The organism is Stenotrophomonas maltophilia group sp. Smal32, assembly GCF_030237085.1.
Classification (GTDB): Bacteria; Pseudomonadota; Gammaproteobacteria; order Xanthomonadales; family Xanthomonadaceae; genus Stenotrophomonas; species Stenotrophomonas maltophilia_Q.
Window position 1 is genome coordinate 1 of record NZ_JASJSI010000073.1, and the last position, 21,811, is coordinate 21,811.

At 67.6% G+C, this 21,811-nt stretch carries 21 protein-coding genes; 11 read left to right on the top strand and 10 right to left on the bottom strand.

The genetic code is table 11. From position 1 onward, the window contains the following. Both QRO91_RS15945 and QRO91_RS15950 read right to left on the bottom strand, forming a co-directional pair. Window positions 1–714 (bottom strand): FeoB small GTPase domain-containing protein (locus QRO91_RS15945; protein ID WP_285310466.1); only part of this gene is annotated, 714 nt, incomplete at its 3' end. Beyond that, entirely contained in the window at window positions 711–965 is a 255-nt protein-coding gene (locus QRO91_RS15950) for a FeoA family protein (protein WP_005409473.1), read from the bottom strand. The genes QRO91_RS15950 and QRO91_RS15945, both read right to left, overlap by 4 nt. Before the next feature lie 119 nt (window positions 966–1,084). On the opposite strand from QRO91_RS15950, the gene QRO91_RS15955 reads away from it, so the two are divergent. From QRO91_RS15955 to QRO91_RS15980, 6 genes are all read left to right on the top strand, one after another. Continuing rightward, window positions 1,085–1,873, top strand: a complete 789-nt coding sequence (locus tag QRO91_RS15955; RefSeq protein WP_197620426.1) for an enoyl-CoA hydratase/isomerase family protein — start codon at window positions 1,085–1,087, stop codon at window positions 1,871–1,873. Between the two features lie 2 nt (window positions 1,874–1,875). Further along, window positions 1,876–2,277, top strand: a complete 402-nt coding sequence (locus QRO91_RS15960; RefSeq protein ID WP_053442944.1) for a VOC family protein — start codon at window positions 1,876–1,878, stop codon at window positions 2,275–2,277. Next, window positions 2,274–3,170: a hydroxymethylglutaryl-CoA lyase gene (locus tag QRO91_RS15965; RefSeq protein ID WP_197650806.1), complete on the top strand. Its 897-nt coding sequence runs from the start codon at window positions 2,274–2,276 to the stop codon at window positions 3,168–3,170. Before QRO91_RS15960 ends, QRO91_RS15965 begins: the two co-directional genes overlap by 4 nt. Before the next feature lie 100 nt (window positions 3,171–3,270). Further along, on the top strand, window positions 3,271–4,041 hold the full coding sequence (locus QRO91_RS15970) for an SDR family oxidoreductase (RefSeq protein WP_197650805.1): 771 nt from the start codon (window positions 3,271–3,273) through the stop codon (window positions 4,039–4,041). A gap of 49 nt (window positions 4,042–4,090) precedes the next feature. Further along, complete coding sequence (gene yeiP, locus QRO91_RS15975; protein ID WP_005409468.1) at window positions 4,091–4,657, top strand: elongation factor P-like protein YeiP; 567 nt, start codon at window positions 4,091–4,093, stop codon at window positions 4,655–4,657. Beyond that, a complete protein-coding gene (locus tag QRO91_RS15980; protein WP_197620432.1) occupies window positions 4,647–5,189 on the top strand; it encodes a hypothetical protein in 543 nt (180 codons plus the stop codon). Before yeiP ends, QRO91_RS15980 begins: the two co-directional genes overlap by 11 nt. Window positions 5,190–5,236: 47 nt before the next feature. On the opposite strand, the gene QRO91_RS15985 is transcribed toward QRO91_RS15980, so the two are convergent. The 4 genes from QRO91_RS15985 to QRO91_RS16000 all read right to left on the bottom strand — a co-directional run bounded on the left by QRO91_RS15985 (window position 5,237) and on the right by QRO91_RS16000 (window position 10,717). Beyond that, entirely contained in the window at window positions 5,237–5,929 is a 693-nt protein-coding gene (locus QRO91_RS15985; protein WP_197650804.1) for a COG3650 family protein, read from the bottom strand. A gap of 83 nt (window positions 5,930–6,012) precedes the next feature. Further along, the gene (locus QRO91_RS15990) at window positions 6,013–6,405 is read right to left on the bottom strand and encodes a nuclear transport factor 2 family protein (protein WP_197650803.1); all 393 of its coding nucleotides are present in this window, start codon (window positions 6,403–6,405) and stop codon (window positions 6,013–6,015) included. Next, the gene (locus QRO91_RS15995; RefSeq protein ID WP_197650802.1) at window positions 6,386–9,535 is read right to left on the bottom strand and encodes a multidrug efflux RND transporter permease subunit; all 3,150 of its coding nucleotides are present in this window, start codon (window positions 9,533–9,535) and stop codon (window positions 6,386–6,388) included. The genes QRO91_RS15990 and QRO91_RS15995 overlap by 20 nt, the downstream gene beginning before the upstream one ends. 36 nt (window positions 9,536–9,571) lie before the next feature. After that, entirely contained in the window at window positions 9,572–10,717 is a 1,146-nt protein-coding gene (locus QRO91_RS16000; RefSeq protein ID WP_197650801.1) for an efflux RND transporter periplasmic adaptor subunit, read from the bottom strand. 129 nt (window positions 10,718–10,846) lie between these two features. Between QRO91_RS16000 and QRO91_RS16005 the strand changes: the two genes are divergently transcribed. After that, window positions 10,847–11,563, top strand: coding sequence for a response regulator (locus QRO91_RS16005; protein ID WP_180848859.1), 717 nt, complete (start codon window positions 10,847–10,849; stop codon window positions 11,561–11,563). Beyond that, complete coding sequence (locus QRO91_RS16010; protein WP_197650800.1) at window positions 11,563–12,639, top strand: ATP-binding protein; 1,077 nt, start codon at window positions 11,563–11,565, stop codon at window positions 12,637–12,639. Before QRO91_RS16005 ends, QRO91_RS16010 begins: the two co-directional genes overlap by 1 nt. Here the strand turns inward: QRO91_RS16010 and QRO91_RS16015 are convergent. From QRO91_RS16015 to QRO91_RS16025, 3 genes are all read right to left on the bottom strand, one after another. Beyond that, window positions 12,617–14,512 (bottom strand): DUF4105 domain-containing protein, encoded by a 1,896-nt coding sequence (locus QRO91_RS16015; protein ID WP_404830270.1) that lies wholly within the window; start codon window positions 14,510–14,512, stop codon window positions 12,617–12,619. The genes QRO91_RS16010 and QRO91_RS16015 overlap by 23 nt on opposite strands. A gap of 10 nt (window positions 14,513–14,522) precedes the next feature. Continuing rightward, on the bottom strand, window positions 14,523–14,822 hold the full coding sequence (locus QRO91_RS16020; protein WP_005413193.1) for a DUF2388 domain-containing protein: 300 nt from the start codon (window positions 14,820–14,822) through the stop codon (window positions 14,523–14,525). A gap of 62 nt (window positions 14,823–14,884) precedes the next feature. After that, the gene (locus tag QRO91_RS16025) at window positions 14,885–16,273 is read right to left on the bottom strand and encodes an FAD-binding oxidoreductase (RefSeq protein WP_197620442.1); all 1,389 of its coding nucleotides are present in this window, start codon (window positions 16,271–16,273) and stop codon (window positions 14,885–14,887) included. A gap of 169 nt (window positions 16,274–16,442) precedes the next feature. Between QRO91_RS16025 and serA the strand changes: the two genes are divergently transcribed. After that, window positions 16,443–17,684: a phosphoglycerate dehydrogenase gene (serA, locus tag QRO91_RS16030; RefSeq protein ID WP_014037034.1), complete on the top strand. Its 1,242-nt coding sequence runs from the start codon at window positions 16,443–16,445 to the stop codon at window positions 17,682–17,684. Window positions 17,685–17,778: 94 nt separating this feature from the next. On the opposite strand, the gene QRO91_RS16035 is transcribed toward serA, so the two are convergent. Continuing rightward, complete coding sequence (locus QRO91_RS16035; RefSeq protein ID WP_285310467.1) at window positions 17,779–18,393, bottom strand: NUDIX hydrolase; 615 nt, start codon at window positions 18,391–18,393, stop codon at window positions 17,779–17,781. 133 nt (window positions 18,394–18,526) lie between these two features. Between QRO91_RS16035 and QRO91_RS16040 the strand changes: the two genes are divergently transcribed. Together QRO91_RS16040 and QRO91_RS16045 are read left to right on the top strand one after the other, a co-directional pair. Next, complete coding sequence (locus tag QRO91_RS16040; RefSeq protein WP_197650797.1) at window positions 18,527–20,002, top strand: amino acid permease; 1,476 nt, start codon at window positions 18,527–18,529, stop codon at window positions 20,000–20,002. Window positions 20,003–20,084: 82 nt separating this feature from the next. Continuing rightward, the gene (locus QRO91_RS16045) at window positions 20,085–21,512 is read left to right on the top strand and encodes an amino acid permease (protein ID WP_049429050.1); all 1,428 of its coding nucleotides are present in this window, start codon (window positions 20,085–20,087) and stop codon (window positions 21,510–21,512) included. Window positions 21,513–21,811 lie beyond the last annotated feature (299 nt).

Consider the following 21,811-nt stretch of genomic DNA (forward strand, 5'->3'; position numbering starts at 1 on the left):
GAAGATCAGGAACATCACCACCGCCAGGCTGACCAGGCCGAACACCGGGTGCAGCAGCCAGCGGTCCAGCGCGTCATCGATCTTCGCGGTACGTGCGGGCATGCGCACGGCCACCGCAAGGATCTGGCGCACCTTGGCGTGGTAGTCGATGCCGCCTTCCGGGCCCGGCACCGGTGCATCCAGGTGCGGCACCATCGCGTCCAGGCGCTCGACCAGGGCCTTGGCACCCTGCTTGCGCACCGCCACGGTCTCCACCACCGGCACGCCCAGCTCGCGCTCCAGCGCGGCCACATCCACCTGGATGCCACGGCGCTGGGCGGCATCGACCATGTTCAGGGCCACCACCATCGGCTTGCCCAGTTCGCGCAGTTCCAGCGCGAAACGCAGGTGCAGGCGCAGGTTGGTGGCGTCAATCACGCACAGCAGCACGTCCGGCGCGGCCTCACCCGGGTAGAAGCCCCGGCACAGGTCGCGGGTGATCGCCTCGTCCAGGCTCGCCGGCTGCAGGCTGTAGGCGCCCGGCAGATCGAGCACGGCGAACTCGCGGCCGGACGGCGCACGCAGGCGGCCTTCCTTGCGCTCGACGGTGACGCCGGTGTAATTGGCGACCTTCTGCCGGCTCCCGGTCAGCTGGTTGAACAGTGCGGTCTTGCCGCTGTTCGGATTACCGACCAGCGCAACGCGCAGGGGGGCGGTAGTGGCAGTGGCGGTCATGCACGTCGTTCCTGGCTGGCGGCGTCAACAACGACGCGCTTGGCTTCACTGATCCGCAGCGCGAACCGGGTGAACCCGACCTGCACCAGCAGCGGCTCGCCCCCCACCGGACCCTTGGCCACCAGGCGTACTTCCTCGCCCTTCACGAAACCCAGCTCGCGCAGGCGACGGGCGATGGCATCGTTGGCATGCAGGTCCTGCACGGACTCGACCACGGCCGAGGTGTGCAGCGGCAGTTCGGACAGCGTCATCTAGCGTGTTCTCTGCTGGATGTAAATGGTTCTCGATTCTAACATTCCCGCGTCGCGTCATGGCCCATGACCAATGGCCCGCTATGATCCATACAGGTATGGAGTGACCCTGGAATCCCATGAACGATGCTTTGCAGATCGAGCGCAGCGGCGCCACCCTCACGCTCTGGCTGAACCGGCCGGAGCTGCACAACGCCTTTGACGCCGGGCTGATCGCCCGCCTGACCGCTGCACTTGAGGCCGCCGGCCGCGATGATTCGGTGCGCGCGGTGGTGCTGGCCGGCCACGGCGCCTCCTTCTCGGCCGGTGCCGACATGCAGTGGATGCGCGGCATGGCCGCCGCCAGCGAGGCCGACAACCGCGAGGACTCACTGGCCCTGGCCCGGCTGATGCGCACCCTGGACGAGCTTCCCAAGCCGACGCTGGCCCGGGTCCACGGCGCGGCCTTCGGCGGCGGCGTCGGCCTGGTCGCCTGCTGCGACATCGCCATCGCCAGCACCTCGGCCCGCTTCGGCCTGACCGAAAGCCGCCTTGGCCTATTGCCGGCGGTGATCTCGCCCTATGTGATCGAGGCCATCGGCCCGCGCCAGGCCCGCCGCTGGTTCGCCACCGGCGAGCACTTCGACGCCGATACCGCACTGCGCATCGGCCTGGTCCACCAGCTGGTCGAGCCCGAACGCCTGGACGAGGCCGTGCAACGCCAGCTGGCCCTGCTCGACAAGGCCGGCCCGATCGCCTCGTCCACCGCCAAGCAGCTGGTGCGCCAGGTCCGCGACAGCCATGACCGCGACACCCTGGATCGCGATAATGCCGCCCTGATCGCGCGCCTGAGGGTGTCCGCCGAGGGCCAGGAAGGCCTGGGCGCCTTCCTCGACAAGCGCGCGCCCCACTGGGTCACGGAAGCCTGAACATGCTCGATCATCTTGGTTTGACCAGCGCCGACCTGGCGCGCAGCAAGACCTTCTTCCTGCAGGCACTGGCGCCACTGCAGATCGGCGTGGTGATGGAAGTGACCGCCGAACAGACCGGCGCCCACGACCACATCGGCTTCGGCAGCGACGGCAAGCCGTTCTTCTGGCTTGGCAATGGCGGCACTGCCAGCCACGGCGTGCACGTGGCCTTCGCCTGCGCCAGCCGCGCCCAGGTGGATGCCTTCCATGCCGCAGCGCTTGCCGCCGGTGGCCGCGACAACGGCGCCCCGGGCCTGCGCCCGTGGTACCACCCCGACTACTACGGTGCCTTCGTGCTCGACCCCGACGGCAACAACATCGAGGCGGTCTGCCACCGCCCTGCCGATGGGGCAACCGCATGAACGACTACGTCCGCATCGTCGAGGTCGGCCCGCGTGACGGCCTGCAGAACGAAAAGCAGTCGGTGTCCACCGCCGACAAGATCGAACTGATCAACCGCCTGTCGGCCACCGGCCTGCGCAGCATCGAGGCGACCAGCTTCGTCAGCCCGAAGTGGATCCCGCAGCTGGCCGATGCCGCCGAGGTCTACGCCGGCATCCAGCGTCGGCCCGGCATCTACTACCCGGTGCTGGTACCGAACGAACAGGGCTACGACCGTGCCCGTGCGGTGGGCGTGGAGGATGTAGCGGTGTTCACCGCCGCCTCCGAGGCGTTCAACCGCACCAACACCAATGCCGGCATCGATGAATCGCTGGCCCGCTTCGAACCGATCCTGCGCCGCGCCGCCGCCGATGGCGTGCGCGTGCGCGGCTACGTCTCGACCGTGCTCGGCTGTCCCTACCAGGGCGAAGTGCCGCTGGCCGACGTGGTGCGTGTTGCACGCGCCCTGCACCAGATGGGCTGTTACGAAATCTCGCTGGGCGACACCATCGGCGTCGGCACCCCGCGCAAGGCAAGGGCGATGCTGCAGGCGGTGGCGGCCGAGATTCCGATGTCGGCACTGGCCGTGCACTTCCACGACACCTACGGCCAGGCCATCGCCAACATCGCCACCTGCCTGGAAGAAGGCGTGCGCGTGGTCGACAGCGCGGTATCAGGCGCCGGTGGCTGCCCGTATGCGAAGGGTGCCAGCGGCAACGTCGCCAGCGAGGACGTGGTCTATCTGCTGCAGGGCCTGGGCCTGGACAGCGGCGTGGACCTGCCGGCCCTGGCCGAGACCGGGCGCTGGCTGGCCGGCCTGCTTGGCCGCGCCACTGCCAGCCGCACCGGCCAGGCGCTGGCCGCCGCCGGTTGATGGTGGCACTGCGCCGCCCTTGCCGGGCGGCCCAGTGCACAACGGCGACGGTCCCGGCTTCCGTTAGAATCGGCGGTTCTCGAACCTGCAGGACCGTTCAATGCAGCTGTCTTCCGTACGTGCCGTGATCACTGGCGGCGTCTCCGGCCTCGGCCTGGCCGTGGCCCAGCACCTCGTCGCCCAGGGCGGCAAGGTGGCCCTGTTCGACCTCAACGACGACAAGGGCGCAGCCGCCGTTGCCGGACTGGGCGCCGACAAGGCCCGCTACTTCAACGTCAACGTCAGCGATGAGGCGGCGGTGACCGCGGCCATCGACCAGGCCAACGATTTCCTCGGCGGCCTCAACGTGGCGATGAACTGTGCCGGCATCCTCGGCGCCGGCCGCGTGCTGGGCAAAGAGGGCCCGATGCCGCTGGCCGGTTTCCAGGGCACGGTGATGGTCAACCTGGTCGGCAGCTTCAACGTCGCCAAGGCCGCGGCCAACCGCATGCAGCACAACGAAGCCGGCACCGACGGCGAGCGCGGCGTGATCATCAACACCGCCAGTATCGCCGCCTATGAAGGCCAGATCGGACAGGCTGCCTATGCGGCCAGCAAGGGCGGCGTGGTCTCGATGACGCTGCCGATGGCGCGTGAACTGTCGCGCTTCGGCATCCGCGTCAATACGATTGCGCCTGGCGTGTTCTGGACGCCGATGGTCGACGGCATGCCCGAGGCCGTGCAGCAGTCGCTGGCCGCCTCGATTCCGTTCCCGTCGCGCCTGGGCAAGCCGGAAGACTTCGCCAGCCTGGTCGGCTTCATCCTCGGCAACACCTACCTCAACGGCGAGACCATCCGCCTGGACGGCGCTACCCGCCTCGCTCCGAAGTGATTCCCCCCGGGCGCCGGGACGGCGCCCTCCCCCAACGACCTAGATCACCATGAAAGCCAACGACATCAAGAAGGGCAACGTCGTCGAGTACAACAACGGCGTGTACCAGATCCGCGACATCGAGCGCAGCTCGCCGCAGGGTCGCGGCGGCAACGTCCGCTTCCGCTTCATCATGTACAGCGTGCCGGGCGGCAACAAGCTCGACGCCAGCTTCGATGCCGACGACAACCTGGTCGAGGTCGAACTGCTGCGCCGCCAGTCCACCTATTCGTACAAGGATGGCGATGCGTTCGTGTTCCTCGATGACGAGGACTACACCCCCTACACCCTGGACGCGGACGTGATCGGCGACGACGCCGGCTACATCACCGACGGCCTGACCGGCATCTACGTGCAGGTCATCGACGAGCAGCCGGTGGCGATCCAGCTGCCGGCCTCGGTGGTGCTGGAAGTGATCGAGACCCCGCCGGAGCTGAAGGGTGGCACCGCCACCAAGCGCCCGAAGCCGGCCAAGCTCAACACCGGCATCGAGATCATGGTGCCGGAGTACATCGTCAACGGCGAGCGCGTGCTGGTGAACACCGCCACCGGCGAATTCGCCGGCCGTGCCGACTAAGCGCCTCGCGCTGATCGGCTGCCTGTCCCTGCTTGCGGCGTGCTCGCCGCAGGCAGCGGACAGCGCTGCCGATGCCGATGCCGCGCCGAAGGCCACGCCGGCCGTGACGGCCGCACCTGCGGCGGAGGCACCGGCCGCCGTCGAGGCCACCGCCGAAGCGGAGCCCGCTACCGACCGGCCTTCGGGCGATGAGGACCTGGACAAGGCACGTGCAGCCGCAGGCTGTCCGGTCCCGGAGGATGTGTATGACGTCGACGACGTGCGCATCTACTGCGCGATGCCGGCCGACGTCCAGGCCTTCCTCGCGCGCGAGAACACCTGCCAGCACTTCGCTGGTGAAGAGGCGTACGACGACGAGCGTCGCCGCGAGCTGGAAGAAGCCAACGCCCAGTACTGCGAAGGCCGCGAGAAGAACTTCACCGATCTGGTCACGCGTCATCGCGGCGACTGTGCGATCCGCGCAGCGCTGATCGGGATCAACACACGCTATGACCTGGACTTCGATCCAGACCTGAAGGCCTGCGGGGGCTGACCCCTCGTTGAAGTAGAGCCGAGCGTGGGCTCGGCTCTACAGATGCCTTATGGCTGCTTCGCGCCGAAATTGCCGCATCCGTGGTACTGGCGGGTGCCGATGGTCAGGTTCACCTTGGCATCGAATGCCTCGCCACTCATGTCATTCTGGCAGGTGGTGCGCTGGAAGCTGAGCTTCACGTCGGTACCGTCGGACGCCTTGCCACTCCAGCCGTCAGCGCCTTCGGTGGGCTTGGCCACATCGAAGCGGCGCTCGCCATAGTCGACTTCCACCTGCAGGCCCGGCGTGTCGCCATCAACGACCGCAAGCCACCCCGGCTCGTTGCCGGTGGCACGGAACGCGGCGTTGCCAGCACTGCCATCGCCTTCAGTGGCTTCGACCGCATGGCACTCGCGATCGGCTTCGCCCTTCAGGCTCAACAGGCCGTCATCGCTGCCCTTGGTCCAGAAGCTGTTGCCCTGGCCATCGCCATACTTGGCGCCGGATGCCGCGCGTTCGGAGGTCATGGCGAAGGTGCGGTCGCCGATCACCACCGTGGCTGCATCCTCGCCACTGAAGGTCGCGCGCACGCTCAGATCACCACACTGGTAGGCGGTCTCGCTGCTACCTTCGGTGCTGGCGCCCGGCGGCGGCGTAGCAGGGGGGGCATCATTGCCGCCTGCGGCGGGCGGCGGGGCCGGCTGGCACGCGGCCAGCACCAACCCGAGGGAGGCTGCCAACAGACTGGGAACTACACGCATGGCTCGACTCCTTGTCGACACTACAGAGAGGCTCGACCCTACCACCTCGCGGTGAGCAGGGCCTGAAAGCGGCCTGACCGCACTCATGCGGCCAGTACCGCCATCGACAACAGCTGCGCACCGCTTTCGCCGGAACTGCAGGTCCACACCCGCAGCAGCCGCAGTTTCAGCTCGCGCTCCTGGCCCTGCGCGCGCACCGACAAGCGCACGTCGCTGGACAACAACGCCAGGCGTCCGCACAGCAGCGTTTCCACAGCGTACGACTGCAGGCTGCGCACCTGCAGGTTTCCGGCCAGCCAGTCGCCCAGCCAGGGCAGATCGAGCAAGCGCCCGCCCTGCCCGTCCATCATGAACAATGCCGGCGACACCAGCGCGGTCAGCGCATCGTGGTCGTCATCCAGCAATGCCTGCCGCAGGCGCTGTTCCAGCGCTGCCAGCTGCCGCTCATGCAGGTCTTCAACGATGTCCCGTTCCATCCACGGATCCTTCCGGCATCGGCCGGCGCCTGCGCAGGCGTTGCGCGATCCACTGCCGCGCGCCCTGCACCACTACATAGAAGACCGGTACGAAGAACACCGCCAGCACCGTCGCACTGACCATGCCGCCGAACACACCGGTTCCAATCGCCTGCTGGGTTTCCTTCGACGCGCCCTGCGCCAGCATCAGCGGCACCACGCCCAGCGCGAACGCCAGCGAGGTCATCACGATCGGCCGCAGGCGCAGCCGCGCCGCCTCCAGGGCCGCTTCCACCAGGCCGCGGCCCTGCTGCTGCAGCTGGCGCGCGAACTCGACGATGAGGATCGCGTTCTTCGCCGACAGCCCGATCACGGTGATCATGCCGACCTTGAAGAACACGTCGTTGGGCATGCCACGCAACAACACCGCCGCGACCGCACCGAGCAGGCCCAGCGGCACCACCAGCATCACCGCCAGCGGAATCGACCAGCTCTCGTACAGCGCCGCCAGTACCAGGAACACCACCAGCATCGACAGCATCAGCAGCCATGGTGCCTGCGCCCCCGACTCACGCTCCTGCAGCGACTGGCTGGTCCACTGCAGGGCGAAGCCGGACGGCAACGCTTCGGCCAACCGCTCCATCTCCGCCATCGCCTGGCCGGTCGATACGCCGGAGGCCGGTGCACCGGACAGGTTCAATGCCGGGAAGCCCAGATAGCGCTGCAGCTGCAGCGGCGCTTCCGTCCAGTGCGGGGTGACGAGCTCGGACAGCGCGACCATGCCGCCTTCGCTGTTGCGCACGTACAGCTTCAGCACGTCTTCCAGCTCCATCCGGTGCGGCGCATCGGCCTGCAGGATCACCTGCTGCAGGCGCCCCTTGTTGGGGAAGTCGTTGACGTACTGCGAGCCCATTGCTGCCGACAGCGTGCTGCTGATGTGCTCGAAGCCCACGCCCATCGCCTCAGCCTTGGCCCGGTCGATGTCCAGCCGCACGCTGGTGCCCGCAGGCAGGCCATCGGCGTGCACTTCCGACAGCAGCGGGCTGGCCTCGGCCAGCTTCAGCAGCTGCTGCAACGCCGCGCGCAGTTCCGCCTGGCTCTGCCCGGTACGTGCCTGCAGGGCCAGCGAGAAGCCGGAAGAACGCCCCAGGCTGTCGATCGCCGGCGGCATCACGCTCATCACCTCGCCCTCGGCCAGCGTGGCCATCGCCTTCTGCGCGGCCTCCACCTCACCGGCCGCAGTGGCGCCTGCACGCTCGCCCCAGTCCTTCAGCATGGTGTAGGTCAGCGCCGCGCTCGGGCCGGAGCCTGAGAAGCTGTAGCCGAGGATGGACTGGTTGGAAGCAATGCCCGGGCGCGAGGCCACGTGCCGCTCATAGGCTTCGACCACCGCCAGCGTGCGTTCGGCCGTCGCTTCGGCCGGCAGCTGGATCGATGTCATGAAGTAGCCCTGGTCCTCTTCCGGCAGGAACGCGCCCGGCAGCCAGTGCAGGCCCAGCAGCAGGGCCGCCACCAGGGCAGCGAACACGCCCATCACCCGGCCACTGCGCTGCAGCACCGAGGCCACGCCACGCTGGTAGCGCCCGGTCATCCTCTCGAAGCCACGATTGAACGCGCCGAACAGCCCACCACGACCGTGATGACCATGGGTGCTGGGGCGCAGCAGGGTCGCGCACAACGCCGGCGTCAGGCTCAGTGCCAACAATGCCGAGAACAGGATCGACACCGCCATCGCCACGGTAAACTGACGGTAGATCGCGCCCACCGAACCGCTGGCGAATGCCATCGGAATGAAGACCGCGGTCAGCACCAGGGTGATGCCGATCACCGCGCCGGTCAGCTCACGCATCGCCTTGATGGTGGCCTCGCGGGGTGGCAGACCTTCCTCGGCCATGATGCGCTCCACGCCTTCGACCACCACGATCGCATCGTCAACGATGATGCCGATCGCCAGCACCATGCCGAACATCGTCAGCACGTTGATCGAGAAGCCCAGCGCCAGCATCACTGCAAAGGTGCCCAGCAGCGCGATCGGCGCGACCAGCGCCGGGATCAGCGTGTAACGCCAGTTCTGCAGGAACAGGTACATCACCGCGAACACCAGCAGCATCGCTTCCAGCAGCGTCTGCACCACCTTCTGGATCGAGATCTTCACGAAGGGTGCGGTGTCGAACGGAATGCTCGACTCCACCCCACGCGGCAGCAGCGGCGCCAGTTCGGCCATGCGTTCGCGCACTGCGGATGCGGTCCGCACGGCATTCGCGCCGGGGCGCAGCTGCACGCCGGCGGCGGTGGCGGGATGGCCATCCTCGCGGGTACCCCAGGCATAGCTCTGCGCGCCCAGTTCGACGCGGGCGACATCGCCCAGCAGCACCCGTGAGCCATCGGTCCCGGCGCGCAGCACGATGGCCGCAAACTGTTCAGGGGTCGACAATTGGCCATCGGCGCTCAACGGCACGGTGATGCGCTGGCCCGGCACGCCCGGCGAATCGCCGATGCGTCCTGGCGAGATCTCCAGGTTCTGCTGCTCGATGGCGGCCGCCACGTCGCCCATGGTCAGGCCGTAGCCGGTCAATCGCGTCGGGTCCAGCCACACACGCATCGCCTGTTCGGCACCGAACAGCTGCACGCGGCCGACGCCATCGATGCGGCGCAGCTCTTCGATGATGTTGCGTGCCATGAAGTCGCCCAGCGCGGCCTCGCTGACGCTGGCATCCGGCGAACGCAGGCCCACCAGCATCAGGAAGCCGGAATCGGCGGCCTCCACGAACAGGCCGTTCTGGCGCACGCTGCGCGGCAGCCGCGGTTCGATCGCCTTGATCCGGTTCTGCACGTCCACCTGTGCCAGTTCCGGATCGGTGCCGGGCTTGAAGGTGGCGGTGATGGAGGCCTCGCCGGAGGTGTCCACCGACGATTCGAAGTAGAGCAGGTGCTTGACGCTGGACAGCTCGCGCTCGATCAGGCCGACCACCGCATCGTTCAGCGTCTGCGGGCTGGCGCCCGGGTAGCTGGCGTAGATGCTGACGCTGGGCGGCGCCACCGCCGGGTAGCGCTCCACCGCCAGGCGCGGGATCGCCAGCACGCCGGCCAGAATGATGAAGATCGCCAGCACCCAGGCGAACACCGGGCGATCGATGAAGAAACGTGCCATGTTGGATTTTCCTGGAGGGACCGGCCCGGGACAGGCTCAGCCCTTGCTGCCGGCCTGCACGGCACCGGCGCCTGCGACCGGCAGCTGCCAGTCGCGCGCATCGACCACTACGCCTTCCTGCAGGCGTTCCTGGCCCTCGACCACCACCTTCTCGCCGGCCTTCAGGCCGGAGCGCACCAGCCACTGGCGATCGACGCTGCCATCGACCTCCAGCGTGCGGATCACCGCCTTGCCGTTGGCGCCGATCACCCAGGCATAGGCCTGGCCGCCGGCGCTGCGCAGCAAGGCCTGCTGCGGCACGGTCAATGCGCTGGCCGGTGCACCGCGCGGCACCTTCGCACGCACGTACATCCCCGGCAGCAGCTGGCGCTGGGGGTTGTCGACCAGGATGCGCAGGATCACGTCTCCGGTGCGCGCGTCGACATTGATACCGGAGAACAGCAGCTGGCCGCGTTCGGACAGTGGCTTGCCCGCTGCACCGATGATGGTTACCGGCAGTTCGCCACCACCGGCACTGCGCTGCAGCGCCTCCAGCTGTGCGGCCGGCTGGCGCACGTCCACGTAGACCTGGTCGATCTGCTGCACCACCGCCATCGGTTCGGCGTCGGCAGCACCGACCAGCGCGCCCTCGGTCACCAGCGCCTGGTCGATGCGGCCGGCAATCGGTGCGCTGACCGTTGCGTAGCGCAGGTCGAGCTGGCGTCGTGCCAGGATCGCGCGCGCCTCGTTCACTGCCGCACGGGCCTGTTCGTACTCGGCACTGGCATCGTCGCGGTGCTGTTGGCTGACCGCCTGCGCGGCCGCCAGCGCATGCAGGCGCTGCGACTGCACGCGGCTGCGGCCCAGCGCCGCTTCGCTGCGCTGAAGAGCCGCCAGTGCCGAATCCACGTCGGCGCGGAATGCCGCCGGATCGATCTGGAACAGCGCCTGGCCGGCGCTGACTTCCGCGCCCTGGTCAAACAAGCGGCGCTGCACGATGCCACCCACCTGGGCACGGATCTGTGCGGTGCGCACGGCGGACACGCGGCCGGGCAGTTCGTCATCGCGCTGTACCACCTGCGGGCCGACGGTGACCACGCTGACACGCGGCGTGGCTTCCGGCGTGGCTTCGGGGGTGGAGCAGGCCGTCATGGCCAGGGCGAGGGCCGCGATCAACGCGACCGGAGTCCTGAAGGTTCTCATTGCTGTGCACAATGCCGCGCAGGCGGCTGATAGGTTCTGAAGCGTGCAGTCTGCGGGGTGATGATGGGGTTTCGATGGAGGAACTGTGGAGATACGATGGAGGCAAGCACCTTAAGGCCCCGCCCCTGCATGCATGCCTCCCCTGCCCTCGCCGCCCTCGTCCTGATCGTCGAGGATGAGGCCGAGATCGCCGATATTCTTACCGCCTACCTGGAACGCGAAGGACTGCGCACCCTGCGTGCCGCCGATGGCCACAGCGCGCTGGACCTGCACCGCAGCGCCCGCCCGGACCTGGTCCTGCTCGACGTACAGCTGCCGCGACTGGATGGCTGGAGCGTGCTGACCCAGCTGCGCCAGCGCGGCGAAACGCCGGTGATCATGCTGACCGCGCTGGACCAGGACCTGGACAAGCTGACCGCGCTGCGCATGGGCGCCGACGACTATGTGGTCAAGCCATTCAATCCGGCCGAAGTTGCCGCGCGCGTGCGTGCGGTACTTCGGCGTACGCTGCGTGCCTCACGCGTGGACACGCCGACGGCGCTGCGCGCGGGCCCATTGCTGATCGACTCGGCCACCCACGCCGTGCACGTCGAAGGCGATGGCTACAGCCATGAAGTACTGCTCACCCTTACCGAGTTCAAGCTGCTGCACTGCATGGCGCTGGCGCCGACCCGCATCTTCAGCCGCAGCGAACTGATGCACGAATGCCTGCCGGAAAGCGAGGCACTGGAACGCACCGTCGACAGCCATGTCAGCAAGCTTCGCCGCAAGCTGGATGAAGTCGGCATGGTCAACGTACCGGCCAGCGTGCGGGGTGTCGGCTACCGGTTGATGGCCGACCGCTGATGGGCCGCCTGCGCCGATCCGGGCTCAGCCGGCACATCATCGTCTCGATGTCGCTGATGGTCATCGGCGTGATCGTGATGATGATCCTGTCGTCATGGTTGCTGTATGCGGTGCTGGTCGAGTTTTTCCCCGGCAGCACCGAGGAACCGGAAGGATGGCTGCCGACCGGGCCGGAGCTGGCGTGGATGGTCGGCGTGATCCTGACCGGCCTGGCGCTGGCCATCGCCGCCTCGTTCCGACTCGCCCATCGCATCCTGTCACCCCTGAATTCACTGGTGGATAGCGTGCGAGCGCTCGCTGGCGGCGATCTGGGTGCACGTGCCAGCGTCGAAGAGAATTCGCCGGGCGAGGTGGCGACCCTGGTCGAGGATTTCAATGCGATGGCGCGCCGCCTGCAGCATATGGAGAGCGAGCGTGCGATGTGGCATGCGGCCATCGCCCATGAACTGCGGACCCCGGTGACGATCCTGCGCGGCCGCCTGCAGGGCCTGGCCGAGGGCGTGTTCCAGCCAGACGAATCGCAGTTCCGCAGCCTGCTCGCGCAGGTCGAGGGCCTGTCGCGTCTGATCGAGGATCTGCGCGTACTCAGTCTGTCCGACAATGCACGGCTGGACGTGCGCCGCGCCCGGACCGACGTGGTGGCCGAAGTGCACTCGGTGATGACCCTGGTCGACCCGCAGTTCCGCGCCGCCGGCTTCGTGCTGGAACTGGAAACCAGCCGTGAAGAACACAACGCGCACTGTGATCCGACCCGCCTGCGCCAGGCCCTGCTGGCGCTGCTGGAGAACGCACGCCGCTACGCCAGCCCGGGCAAGGTGCGGATTGCCGTGCATGACACGCCTGGGCACGTGCAGGTGACAATCGAAGACGAAGGTCCGGGCATCGACCCGGAACTTCACACCGACATCTTCACTCCGTTCATGCGCGCCGATGGCTCGCGCTCGCGCCAGGGCGGCGGCAGCGGGCTTGGCCTGGCGGTGGTCAAGGCCATCGCCGATGCACATGGTGGCCGCGTCTACTGCACGCCCGGCAGCGCCGGCGGCAGCCGCTTCGTCATCGAGCTTCCGCGCCGGTAACCGACGTCGCTGCCTGCTCGCGCAGATGCGCACCGAGTTCGGCCAGGTTGGCATCGATCGCATCCATCTGGTCGCGCTGCCTGGACGGCAACTGCTGGCGCAGCTGCACGCGCAGCGCCTGCCAGGCAGGTACGGCCTGCGCACTGGCAGTGGCCACCGCCTCGGACAGCAGCGCCTGGTCGTCGCTCAGCGGCAACCCATAGCCTCCGTCCTGCAGCAGCGTCCCCGGCCGCAACCACTGCCCGCTCTGCTCCAGCAGGCCGCGCAGGCTGCGGGTTTCCGCACTGTCCGGTGAAGCCAGCAGCTGCCGCTTCAGCACGTCACGCGCGCGCAGCTCGGCACGCCGCTGTGCGGCCTGTTCCAGCAGCAGCAAGCCGGCACTGGCGCGCAGGTCGCCCTTCAGCAGCCACGGTGCGCGTTGCTGTGCAGGCAGCTTCAACCAGGCGCGCACATCACGGACGGGCAAGGCCAGCTGCCCCGCCGCCACTGCGAACAACTGCTGGTAGTGGTCGCGTGCAGAGGCGAAGTAATAGCCCTGTGCCTGCGCTGCGCTGCGGTCGGCCAGCACCTGCTCGTCAAGTACCTGCAATCGCGCCAGGCGGCGCTTCAACCCACGCGGGCTCAGCTGGGCCAGACCGGCCCGCCCAAGGCGCGGCACGCCCGCCTGCAGCAGCTTGGCGGTTTCCACCGCGCAGTTGCTGCTGACGAAGTAATAGCGCCCGTCATAGCTCCAGTGCACCTGGGCAGTGCGCTCGAGCAGGCTGGCGATCTCCTCGCGTCGCAGCTGTAACGGCAGCGATTGCAGGCCACGCAGTTCGACCTTGGTGTATTCGTCCACCACCTGCTGCAGCGGCAACACGAACAGCCGCGAGGGATAGCCGCCAGTCAGTCCGCGCCAGTTGGAAATCTGCACGTCGCCGACGAATGCACGGAACGACAGCACGCGGTGGTACTCCAGGTCCAGGCGGCAGTCCGGCCCCGGTGCGCGGCCGGGTCGGCAGATCACCAGCCGCAGCATGCTGTGGCCCCAGCGGCTCATCGGTTGTGCGCTGCCTTCGGCGAACAGGTAGTCCACGGCATAGACACGCGCGGGGTCGAGCTGCAGCAGCGATGCGGCACCCTCTTCTGAGTCGGACTGGAGCAAGGGCAGCGTCGTAGCGCAGTGCGACTGCGGCAGCGATGGCGGTGTTCCGAAATGGGCCTGGTACCACTGCGCCAGTGCCGGGCGCCGGCAGGCGAATTCGGCATCGAGCACGAAATGCTCGGCGTTCACCGCCAGGTATTCGGCCGGGTCCTTCAGTTCATAGGCATCCGGGCTGCGGTCACGGAAGTCGTTGTCGCCGCGCCCCATATGCCAGGGCTTGCGCTGCCACCCGGCCAGATCGCGCCAACGCGGGCTGCGCGACCATGCCGCGCCGCTTCGATCTGCCACATGGGTCAGTTCGTGCACGAGCGCGCTCCGCCTTGCCCGGCGCGCACCCGGCAGGCCGTCTTCAAGCAGGTCGCGGCGCAGGGCAATGCCGCCAGCAAAGGCGCGGCCGTGCACGTCAGCCGGCAGGTCGTCGCTCCAGCGCACCTGCACGCGTGCCGGCAACGCGCGCAGCAGGCCATCGGGCAGCAATGACTGCACGTCGGCCAGGGTCTGGCTGGCGAGCTGCTGCTGCGCCGGATCGAGACCTGAGGGATCGAGCTGAAGGCGATCGGCTGCGTGCGCGGAAGGGATGAGCAGCCACGCCAATGCGGCGATCCACCCGCACCGCCCGCTGTGCCTCTGTAGAGCCGAGCCATGCTCGGCTGAATGCCCGGCGCATGCGGATCGCAACAGCAGCCGAGCTTGGCTCGGCGCTACAGAAAGCGATGACGCCGAGGCCATGCTGCCTGGATCACCGCGCCAGCAGCGCGCGGGCCAGTTCCAGATCGCTCTGCTGCTGTGCGGCGGCGCTCTGCTCACGCAGGTGGACCAGCGCGGCCTGCAGGCGCGCACCCCGGATCTGGCCGTCGCTGGCAACGAATGCGGCGGCATCATCACGTGCAGCCTGCACCACCTTGTCATCGCCCGAACTGCTGGCCGAAGAGCCCGACGATGCGCCGGTGGCGGAACCGGCCGAGGTGCCGGCGAAGCTGGAAGCGAAGCCGGCCAGCGGCAGGGACAGCAGGGCAAGCAGCAGAAGCGGACGGGTCATCGGTGCGGAGCCGGTTGTGAAGGTGCGTGGAGCGTAACGGGTACGTGAAGGATTTTGCCGGCTCAGAGGTCGAAGAGCTTGCCGGGATTCAGCCGCGCTTGGGGATCGAACGCGCGTTTGACCGCCTTCATCAGGGCGATCTCGGCCGGGCCACGGGTGCTGTCCAGGTACCCCTTCTTGACCAGGCCGATGCCGTGTTCGGCCGAAATGCTGCCGTCGAAGCGGGCCAGCACCTGCGCCAGCAGCTTGGTCACCTGCTCGCACTGCGCCACGAAATCGGCGTCGCTGGTGTCATCGGGCTTGAGCACGTTGATGTGCAGGTTGCCGTCGCCGATATGGCCGAACCAGACCACGTCGAAGTGCGGGTAGGCTTCACCGATCAGCGCCTGGGTCTCGGCCAGGAACGCCGGCATCGACGAGATCCGCACAGAGACATCATTCTTGTAGGGCTTGTAGCGCGCCAGCGACTCAGTGATGCCTTCGCGCAGACGCCACAGCTGGGCCGCCTGGGCGTCGCTGGCGCTGATCACGCCGTCGCTGACCCAGCCATTGCCCATGCAGTCCTCGAAGGCCGCCATCGCCGCCGCTTCCTGAGCGTCGTCGCCGGCGGCGAACTCGGTGACCACGTAGTACGGATGCACCTCATCGAACGGCGCCTGCGCACCGTGCGCCAGCACATGCTCCAACGCCCGGTCGGTGAAGAACTCGAAGGCCTGCAACTGCAGGCGCGCACGGAACGCGGCGAACACCTGCATCAGCACTTCGAAGCTGGGCAGTGCCAGCAGCATCACGTTGCTTGCAGGCGGCGGATCGGTCAGCTTCACCGTCGCCTCGACAATCACGCCCAAGGTGCCCTCCGAGCCGATCAGCAGCTGGCGGAAGTCGTAGCCGCTGGAGTTCTTGATCAGGCCCTTGTTGAGCTCGAGCAGTTCGCCACCGGCAGTGACCACCTTCAGCCCTGCGATCCACTCGCGGGTATTGCCGTAGCGGATCACGCGGATGCCGCCGGCATTCGTAGCGATGTTGCCGCCGATCGTGCAGGAACCACGCGCGGCGAAATCCACCGGGTAGATCAGGCCATGGTCCAGCGCGGCATTGTGCACGGCTTCCAGCGGCATGCCGGCCTGCACCACCAGCGTGCGATCGACCGCATCGTAGGCCAGTGCCTTGTTCATCCGTTCCAGGCTGAGCACCAGCTCGCCGTTGGCCGCCACTGCGCCACCGGACAGGCCGGTGCGGCCGCCGGACGGCACCACCGCCACGTCATTCCCGGCGCTCCAGCGCATCACCGCCTGTACTTCCTCGACCGTGGCCGGCAGCGCGACCGCCAGCGGCGCCGGTGTCCAGCGCCGGGTCCAGTCGCGCCCGTAATGCTCCAGGTCGGCCGGGTCGGTCTTCAGCTTCAGGCCGGGACAGGCCAGCTGCAGCGAGGCAATGCGGGAATCGGTCATGACGGTCCAGCGCGGTGCGTGAAGAACGGGCAAGCGTGCCAGCGGCACGCGCCAGCGTCCAGCCCCGCAGGCAGGCAGATAGCTACCGATGCAACCAATTGCGCACTGCACCATGGTCGTCGCGATCTGGCATAGTGATTGGCCCCTGTCCCACTGGCCGTGTCGCCCCATGTCGCCGAAGAAGACCTCGTTCCCGAAGCAGGATATCCGCGTGCTGTTGCTGGAGGGGGTCAGCCAGACCGCCGTGGAGGTGTTCAGCGCCGCCGGCTACAGCCAGATCGAAGCGCACACCAAGGCGCTGCCCGAGGACGAACTGAAGGCGCGCATTGCCGAGGCGCACATCGTCGGCATCCGCTCGCGCACCCAGCTCAGCGCCGAGGTGCTGGCCGAGGCCAAGCGCCTGATCGCGGTGGGTTGTTTCTGCATCGGCACCAACCAGGTGGACCTGGACGCGGCCGAGCTGGCCGGCATCCCGGTGTTCAACGCGCCCTATTCCAATACCCGCAGCGTGGCCGAGCTGGTGATCGCCGAGGCGATCATGCTGACCCGCGGCATTCCGCAGAAGAACGCTGAATGCCATCGCGGCGGCTGGTCGAAGTCGGCCAGCGGCAGCCATGAGGTGCGCGGCAAGACCCTGGGCATCATCGGTTACGGCCACATCGGCACCCAGGTCGGCGTGCTGGCCGAATCGCTGGGCATGCAGGTGATCTTCCACGACGTGGAAACCAAGCTGGCGCTGGGTAATGCCCGCGCTGCCGCCAGCCTGGACGACCTGCTGGCGCGCGCCGACATCGTCACCCTGCACGTGCCGGAAACCCCGTCCACGCAGTGGATGATCGGCAGCACCGAGCTGGCGAAGATGCGCAAGGGTGCGCACCTGATCAATGCCGCACGCGGCACCGTGGTCGACATCGATGCACTGGACGCGGCGTTGGCCAGCGGCCACGTCGGCGGCGCCGCGCTGGACGTGTTCCCGGTCGAGCCGAAGGGCAACGGCGATATCTTCGAATCGCCGCTGACCCGCCACGACAACGTGATCCTGACCCCGCACGTGGGCGGCAGCACGCTGGAGGCGCAGGACAACATCGGCGTGGAAGTGGCGGCCAAGCTGGTGCGCTACAGCGACAACGGCAGCACCCTGTCGGCGGTCAACTTCCCCGAAGTGACCCTGCCCGAGCACGCCGACAGCCTGCGCCTGCTGCACATCCACCAGAACGTGCCGGGCGTGCTGTCCAAGGTCAACGAGATCTTCTCGCGCCACAACGTCAACATCGACGGTCAGTTCCTGCGCACCGACCCGAAGGTGGGCTACGTGGTCATCGACATCACCGCCAGCGAGGAACAGGCCGCGGCCGTGCGCGACGAACTGGCCGCGATTCCGGGCACGCTGCGTACGCGCATCCTGTATTGACGCGCGTTCCACCTTGCACTTGTAGAGCCGAGCCCATGCTCGGCTGCGCTTCTGGCCGACATTGAGCCGAGCATTGGCTCGGCTCCACATATTGCTAGCGCGCCAACCACCGGCGCGCCATGCGCTGCATCGACTCATCCGATTCCGGGTCTGCGGCGACCTCCGCCACCGGCCGCCAGGCCAGCTCCAGCGACTCCTCGCTGAGCACGAAGGCCTCGCCGCCCAGTGCCCGGATCACGAAACGCACGTCATAGTGCCAGTGTCCCGGCACGTCCTTGCGTTCCGGAATCCAGTGCTTGTCGATGTCGAAGATGGCAGGGTCTTCCAGCACCAGGCCGCTCAGGCCGGACTCCTCCTCGGCCTCCTTCAGCGCGACCTGGGCCAGGTCGCGGTCGCCGTCGGCGTGGCCGCCCAGCTGCAGCCAGCGCTGCAGCTTGCGGTGGTGGGTCAGCAGCAGGCGCTGGCCATCGGCACTGACCAGCCAGCAGCTGGCGGTGAAGTGGCCGGCCAGGCGCTCGCGGCGGAACGGATCTTCCGGATCGTCCAGCAATGTGCCGAATTCGGCAGCCAGTGCGTCGTGGGCCGGTTCGCGGCGGGCATAGTCACGCAGCAGGCCACGCAGGCGATGGTCAAGCACGGCAAGGGTTTCGGCGGTCTGGCTCATGAATGGGCGGCGTTTGGAAAAATACTGCTCATTATCGCCGTTCATTGTTGCGATTGCGCTTGTGCGTTGGCTTCAGCTTTGGCTAAGGTACAGCGGGCCGTTCGCGCGGCCTTCACCATTCCAGGGTTGCCGGCAACGTATCGGCGGCCCACCCAATCCGATCACTAGGAAGTACTGCATGCTGAAAGCTCTGTTGAGGGTCAAGCCGGTTGAACCGGCCGGGCACGTCGATGCCGGCGAACCCATCGAAGGCAGCCTGGATGGCGAAGCCACGCTGAAACGGACCCTCACGGCTAAACACCTCATCCTGCTTGGCGTAGGTGCGGTGATCGGCGCTGGTATCTTCGTGCTGACCGGCCAGGCCGCGGCCAACCATGCCGGCCCGGCGGTCATGCTGTCGTTCGTGATCGCCGGCTTCGCCTGCGCCCTGGCGGGCCTGTGCTACGCCGAGTTCGCGGCGATGATGCCGGTCTCCGGCAGTGCCTACTCCTATTCCTACGCCACCCTGGGCGAGGGCATGGCCTGGTTCATCGGCTGGTGCCTGGTGCTGGAATACCTGTTCGCCTCGGCCTCGGTCGCGGTGGGCTGGTCGGCGTACCTGATCAGCTTCATCACCACCACGCTGCACATGCCGTTCCCGGATGCCCTCAGCGCGGCCCCGATTGCCTGGACCGGCAGCGAGTTCATCGCTTCGGGCAAGCTGTTCAACCTGCCGGCGGTGCTGATCGTGGCGGCGGTGTCCGGCCTGCTGTACGTGGGTGTGACCCAGTCGGCCTTCGTCAACGCGATCATCGTGGCGATCAAGGTCACCGTCATCTGCCTGTTCATCGGTATCGGCGCGGCCCACATCGACCCCGCCAACTGGCAGCCGTTCATCCCGGAAAACACCGGCGTGCCGGGTGAGTTCGGCTGGAGCGGCGTGTTCCGCGCGGCCACCATCGTGTTCTTCGCCTACATCGGCTTCGATGCTGTCTCCACCGCAGCCGGTGAAACCAAGGACCCGCAGCGCAACATGCCGATCGGCCTGCTCGGCTCGCTGGCCGTGTGCACCATCGTCTACATCATCGTCTGTGCGGTGCTGACCGGCATGATGCCCTACCACCTGCTGGGCACCGACAAGCCGGTGGCCACCGCGCTGGAGCCCTACCCGACCCTGTCCTGGCTGAAGACGTTCGTGGAGATCGGTGCCATCGCCGGCCTGTCCTCGGTGGTGCTGGTGATGATGATGGGCCAGACCCGCATCGCCTACACGATCTCCCGCGACGGCCTGCTGCCGAAGTTCTTCGGCAAGGTCCACCCCCGCTTCCGCACCCCGTATGTCGCTACCATCGTGGTCGGCGTGATCGCTGCCGCCCTGGCCGGCCTGGTGCCGCTGAACGTGCTGGGCGAGCTGGTGTCGATGGGCACCCTGCTGGCCTTCGCCACGGTCTGCATCGGCGTGCTGGTACTGCGCTATTCCAAGCCGGAAATCCATCGCCCGTTCCGCGTGCCGATGGTGTGGATCATCTGCCCGCTGGGCGCGGCCACCTGCCTGTTCCTGTTCTGGCAGGCGTTCGTGGTGCACTGGCACCTGTTCGTGGGCTGGACGCTGCTCGGCCTGCTGATCTACCTGGGCTACGGCATCCGCAACAGCAAGCTGGCCAAGTCGCCCTGATCCGCCTACGGGCCGGCCTCGCGCCGGCCCGTCCGTTTTCCCCGCGCGCCAGCCACGGCGCGCTTCGACAAGACCACCACACATGTTCAAGCAACTGTGGGCCACCAAGCACCCGCACGCCGCCCATGAAGACGCCAATGGCCTGAGCCTGCGCCGCCACCTCGGCCCCTGGGGGCTGACCGCCCTCGGCATCGGCGCGGTGATCGGCGGCGGCATCTTCGTCATCACCGGCCAGGCCGCCGCCAACCACGCCGGCCCGGCCATCATGCTGTCCTTCGTGCTGGCCGCCATCTGCTGCGCCTTCTGCGCGCTGGCCTACGCCGAGTTCGCCTCGATGGTGCCGGTTTCCGGCAGCGCCTACACCTACACCTACGCCACCTTCGGCGAGCTCTCGGCCTGGTTCATCGGCTGGATGCTGGTGCTCGAATACGGCGTCTCCGCCTCGGCGGTGGCGGTCAGCTGGACCGGCTACTTCCTCAGCCTGCTCAGCCAGTTCGACATCCATCTGCCCGCCGCGCTGGTCAGCGCGCCACTGGACGCACAGCTGCGCCCCACCGGCGCGATCGCCAACCTGCCCGCCGCGGCACTGGTGATGCTGCTGACCTGGCTGTGCTACGTCGGCATCAGCAAGTCCTCGGCGATGAACATGGCCATGGTCGTGCTCAAGACCGGCCTGATCGTGCTGGTCATCGTGGTCGGCTGGAAGTACGTGGATACCAGCAACTGGACCCCGTTCATCCCGGCCAACGAGGGCCCCGGCAAGTACGGCATGGAAGGCGTGCTGCGCGGCGCGGCGATGGTGTTCTTCGCCTACATCGGCTTCGAGGCAGTGTCGGTGGCGGCGCAGGAATCGAAGAACCCGCAGCGCGACATGCCGATCGGCATGATGCTGTCACTGGTGGTCTGCACCGTGCTGTACATCGCGATGGCCGCGGTGATGACCGGCCTGGTGCCGTTCCAGCTGCTGGGCACCGATGAGCCGGTGGTGACCGCGGTGGCCGCGCATCCGCAGCTGGGTTGGCTGCGCTGGGTGGTCGAGGTCGGCGCGCTGGTCGGCCTGTCCTCGGTGGTGCTGGTGATGATCATCGGCCAGCCGCGCATCTTCATGATCATGGGCCGCGACGGCCTGCTGCCACCGGTGTTCACCAGGATCCATCCGAAGTACCGCACCCCGCACATCAACACCGTGATCACCGGCATCGGCATCGCGCTGCTGGCGGCGCTGTTCCCGCTGGACATCCTCGGCGAACTGACCTCGATGGGCACGCTGATCGCGTTTGCCGCCGTGTGCGCGGGCGTGCTGATCCTGCGCCGCACCCAGCCGGACCTGCCGCGCCCGTTCCGCATGCCGATGGCGTGGCTGATCTGCGGCCTGGGCGTGCTGAGCTGCCTGGCGCTGCTGTCGGCGATGACGATGCACAACTGGATGCTGATGGGCGTGTGGACGTTCGTCGGTTTCGTGATCTATTTCTGCTACGGGTTCAGGCACAGCCGCCTGCGGGGTCAGTGAGGTTTTTTGTTTTGCAGGGCCTGCGGCCCTGCACCCGCGTCTGAAGCCAGAACAACGGCAAGAGCGGGTGTGTTGATTTGGCGGGGAGGCATGGGTACGCGGGGGACGCCACGTACCCATGCCTCCCCACCCCTGACAGTCTCCCGGCGTGTCCGGTAGATCCACGCCATGCGTGGATGAAGCGTTCCCGGAAGCGAATGTATCGGGACGAATCTTCTGTAGAGCCGAGCCATGCTCGGCTGCGAGCAAGCGCAGCGCCGCGACCCGCTTTTCGCTCTTCCTTCTTCACTCCGTGGCCG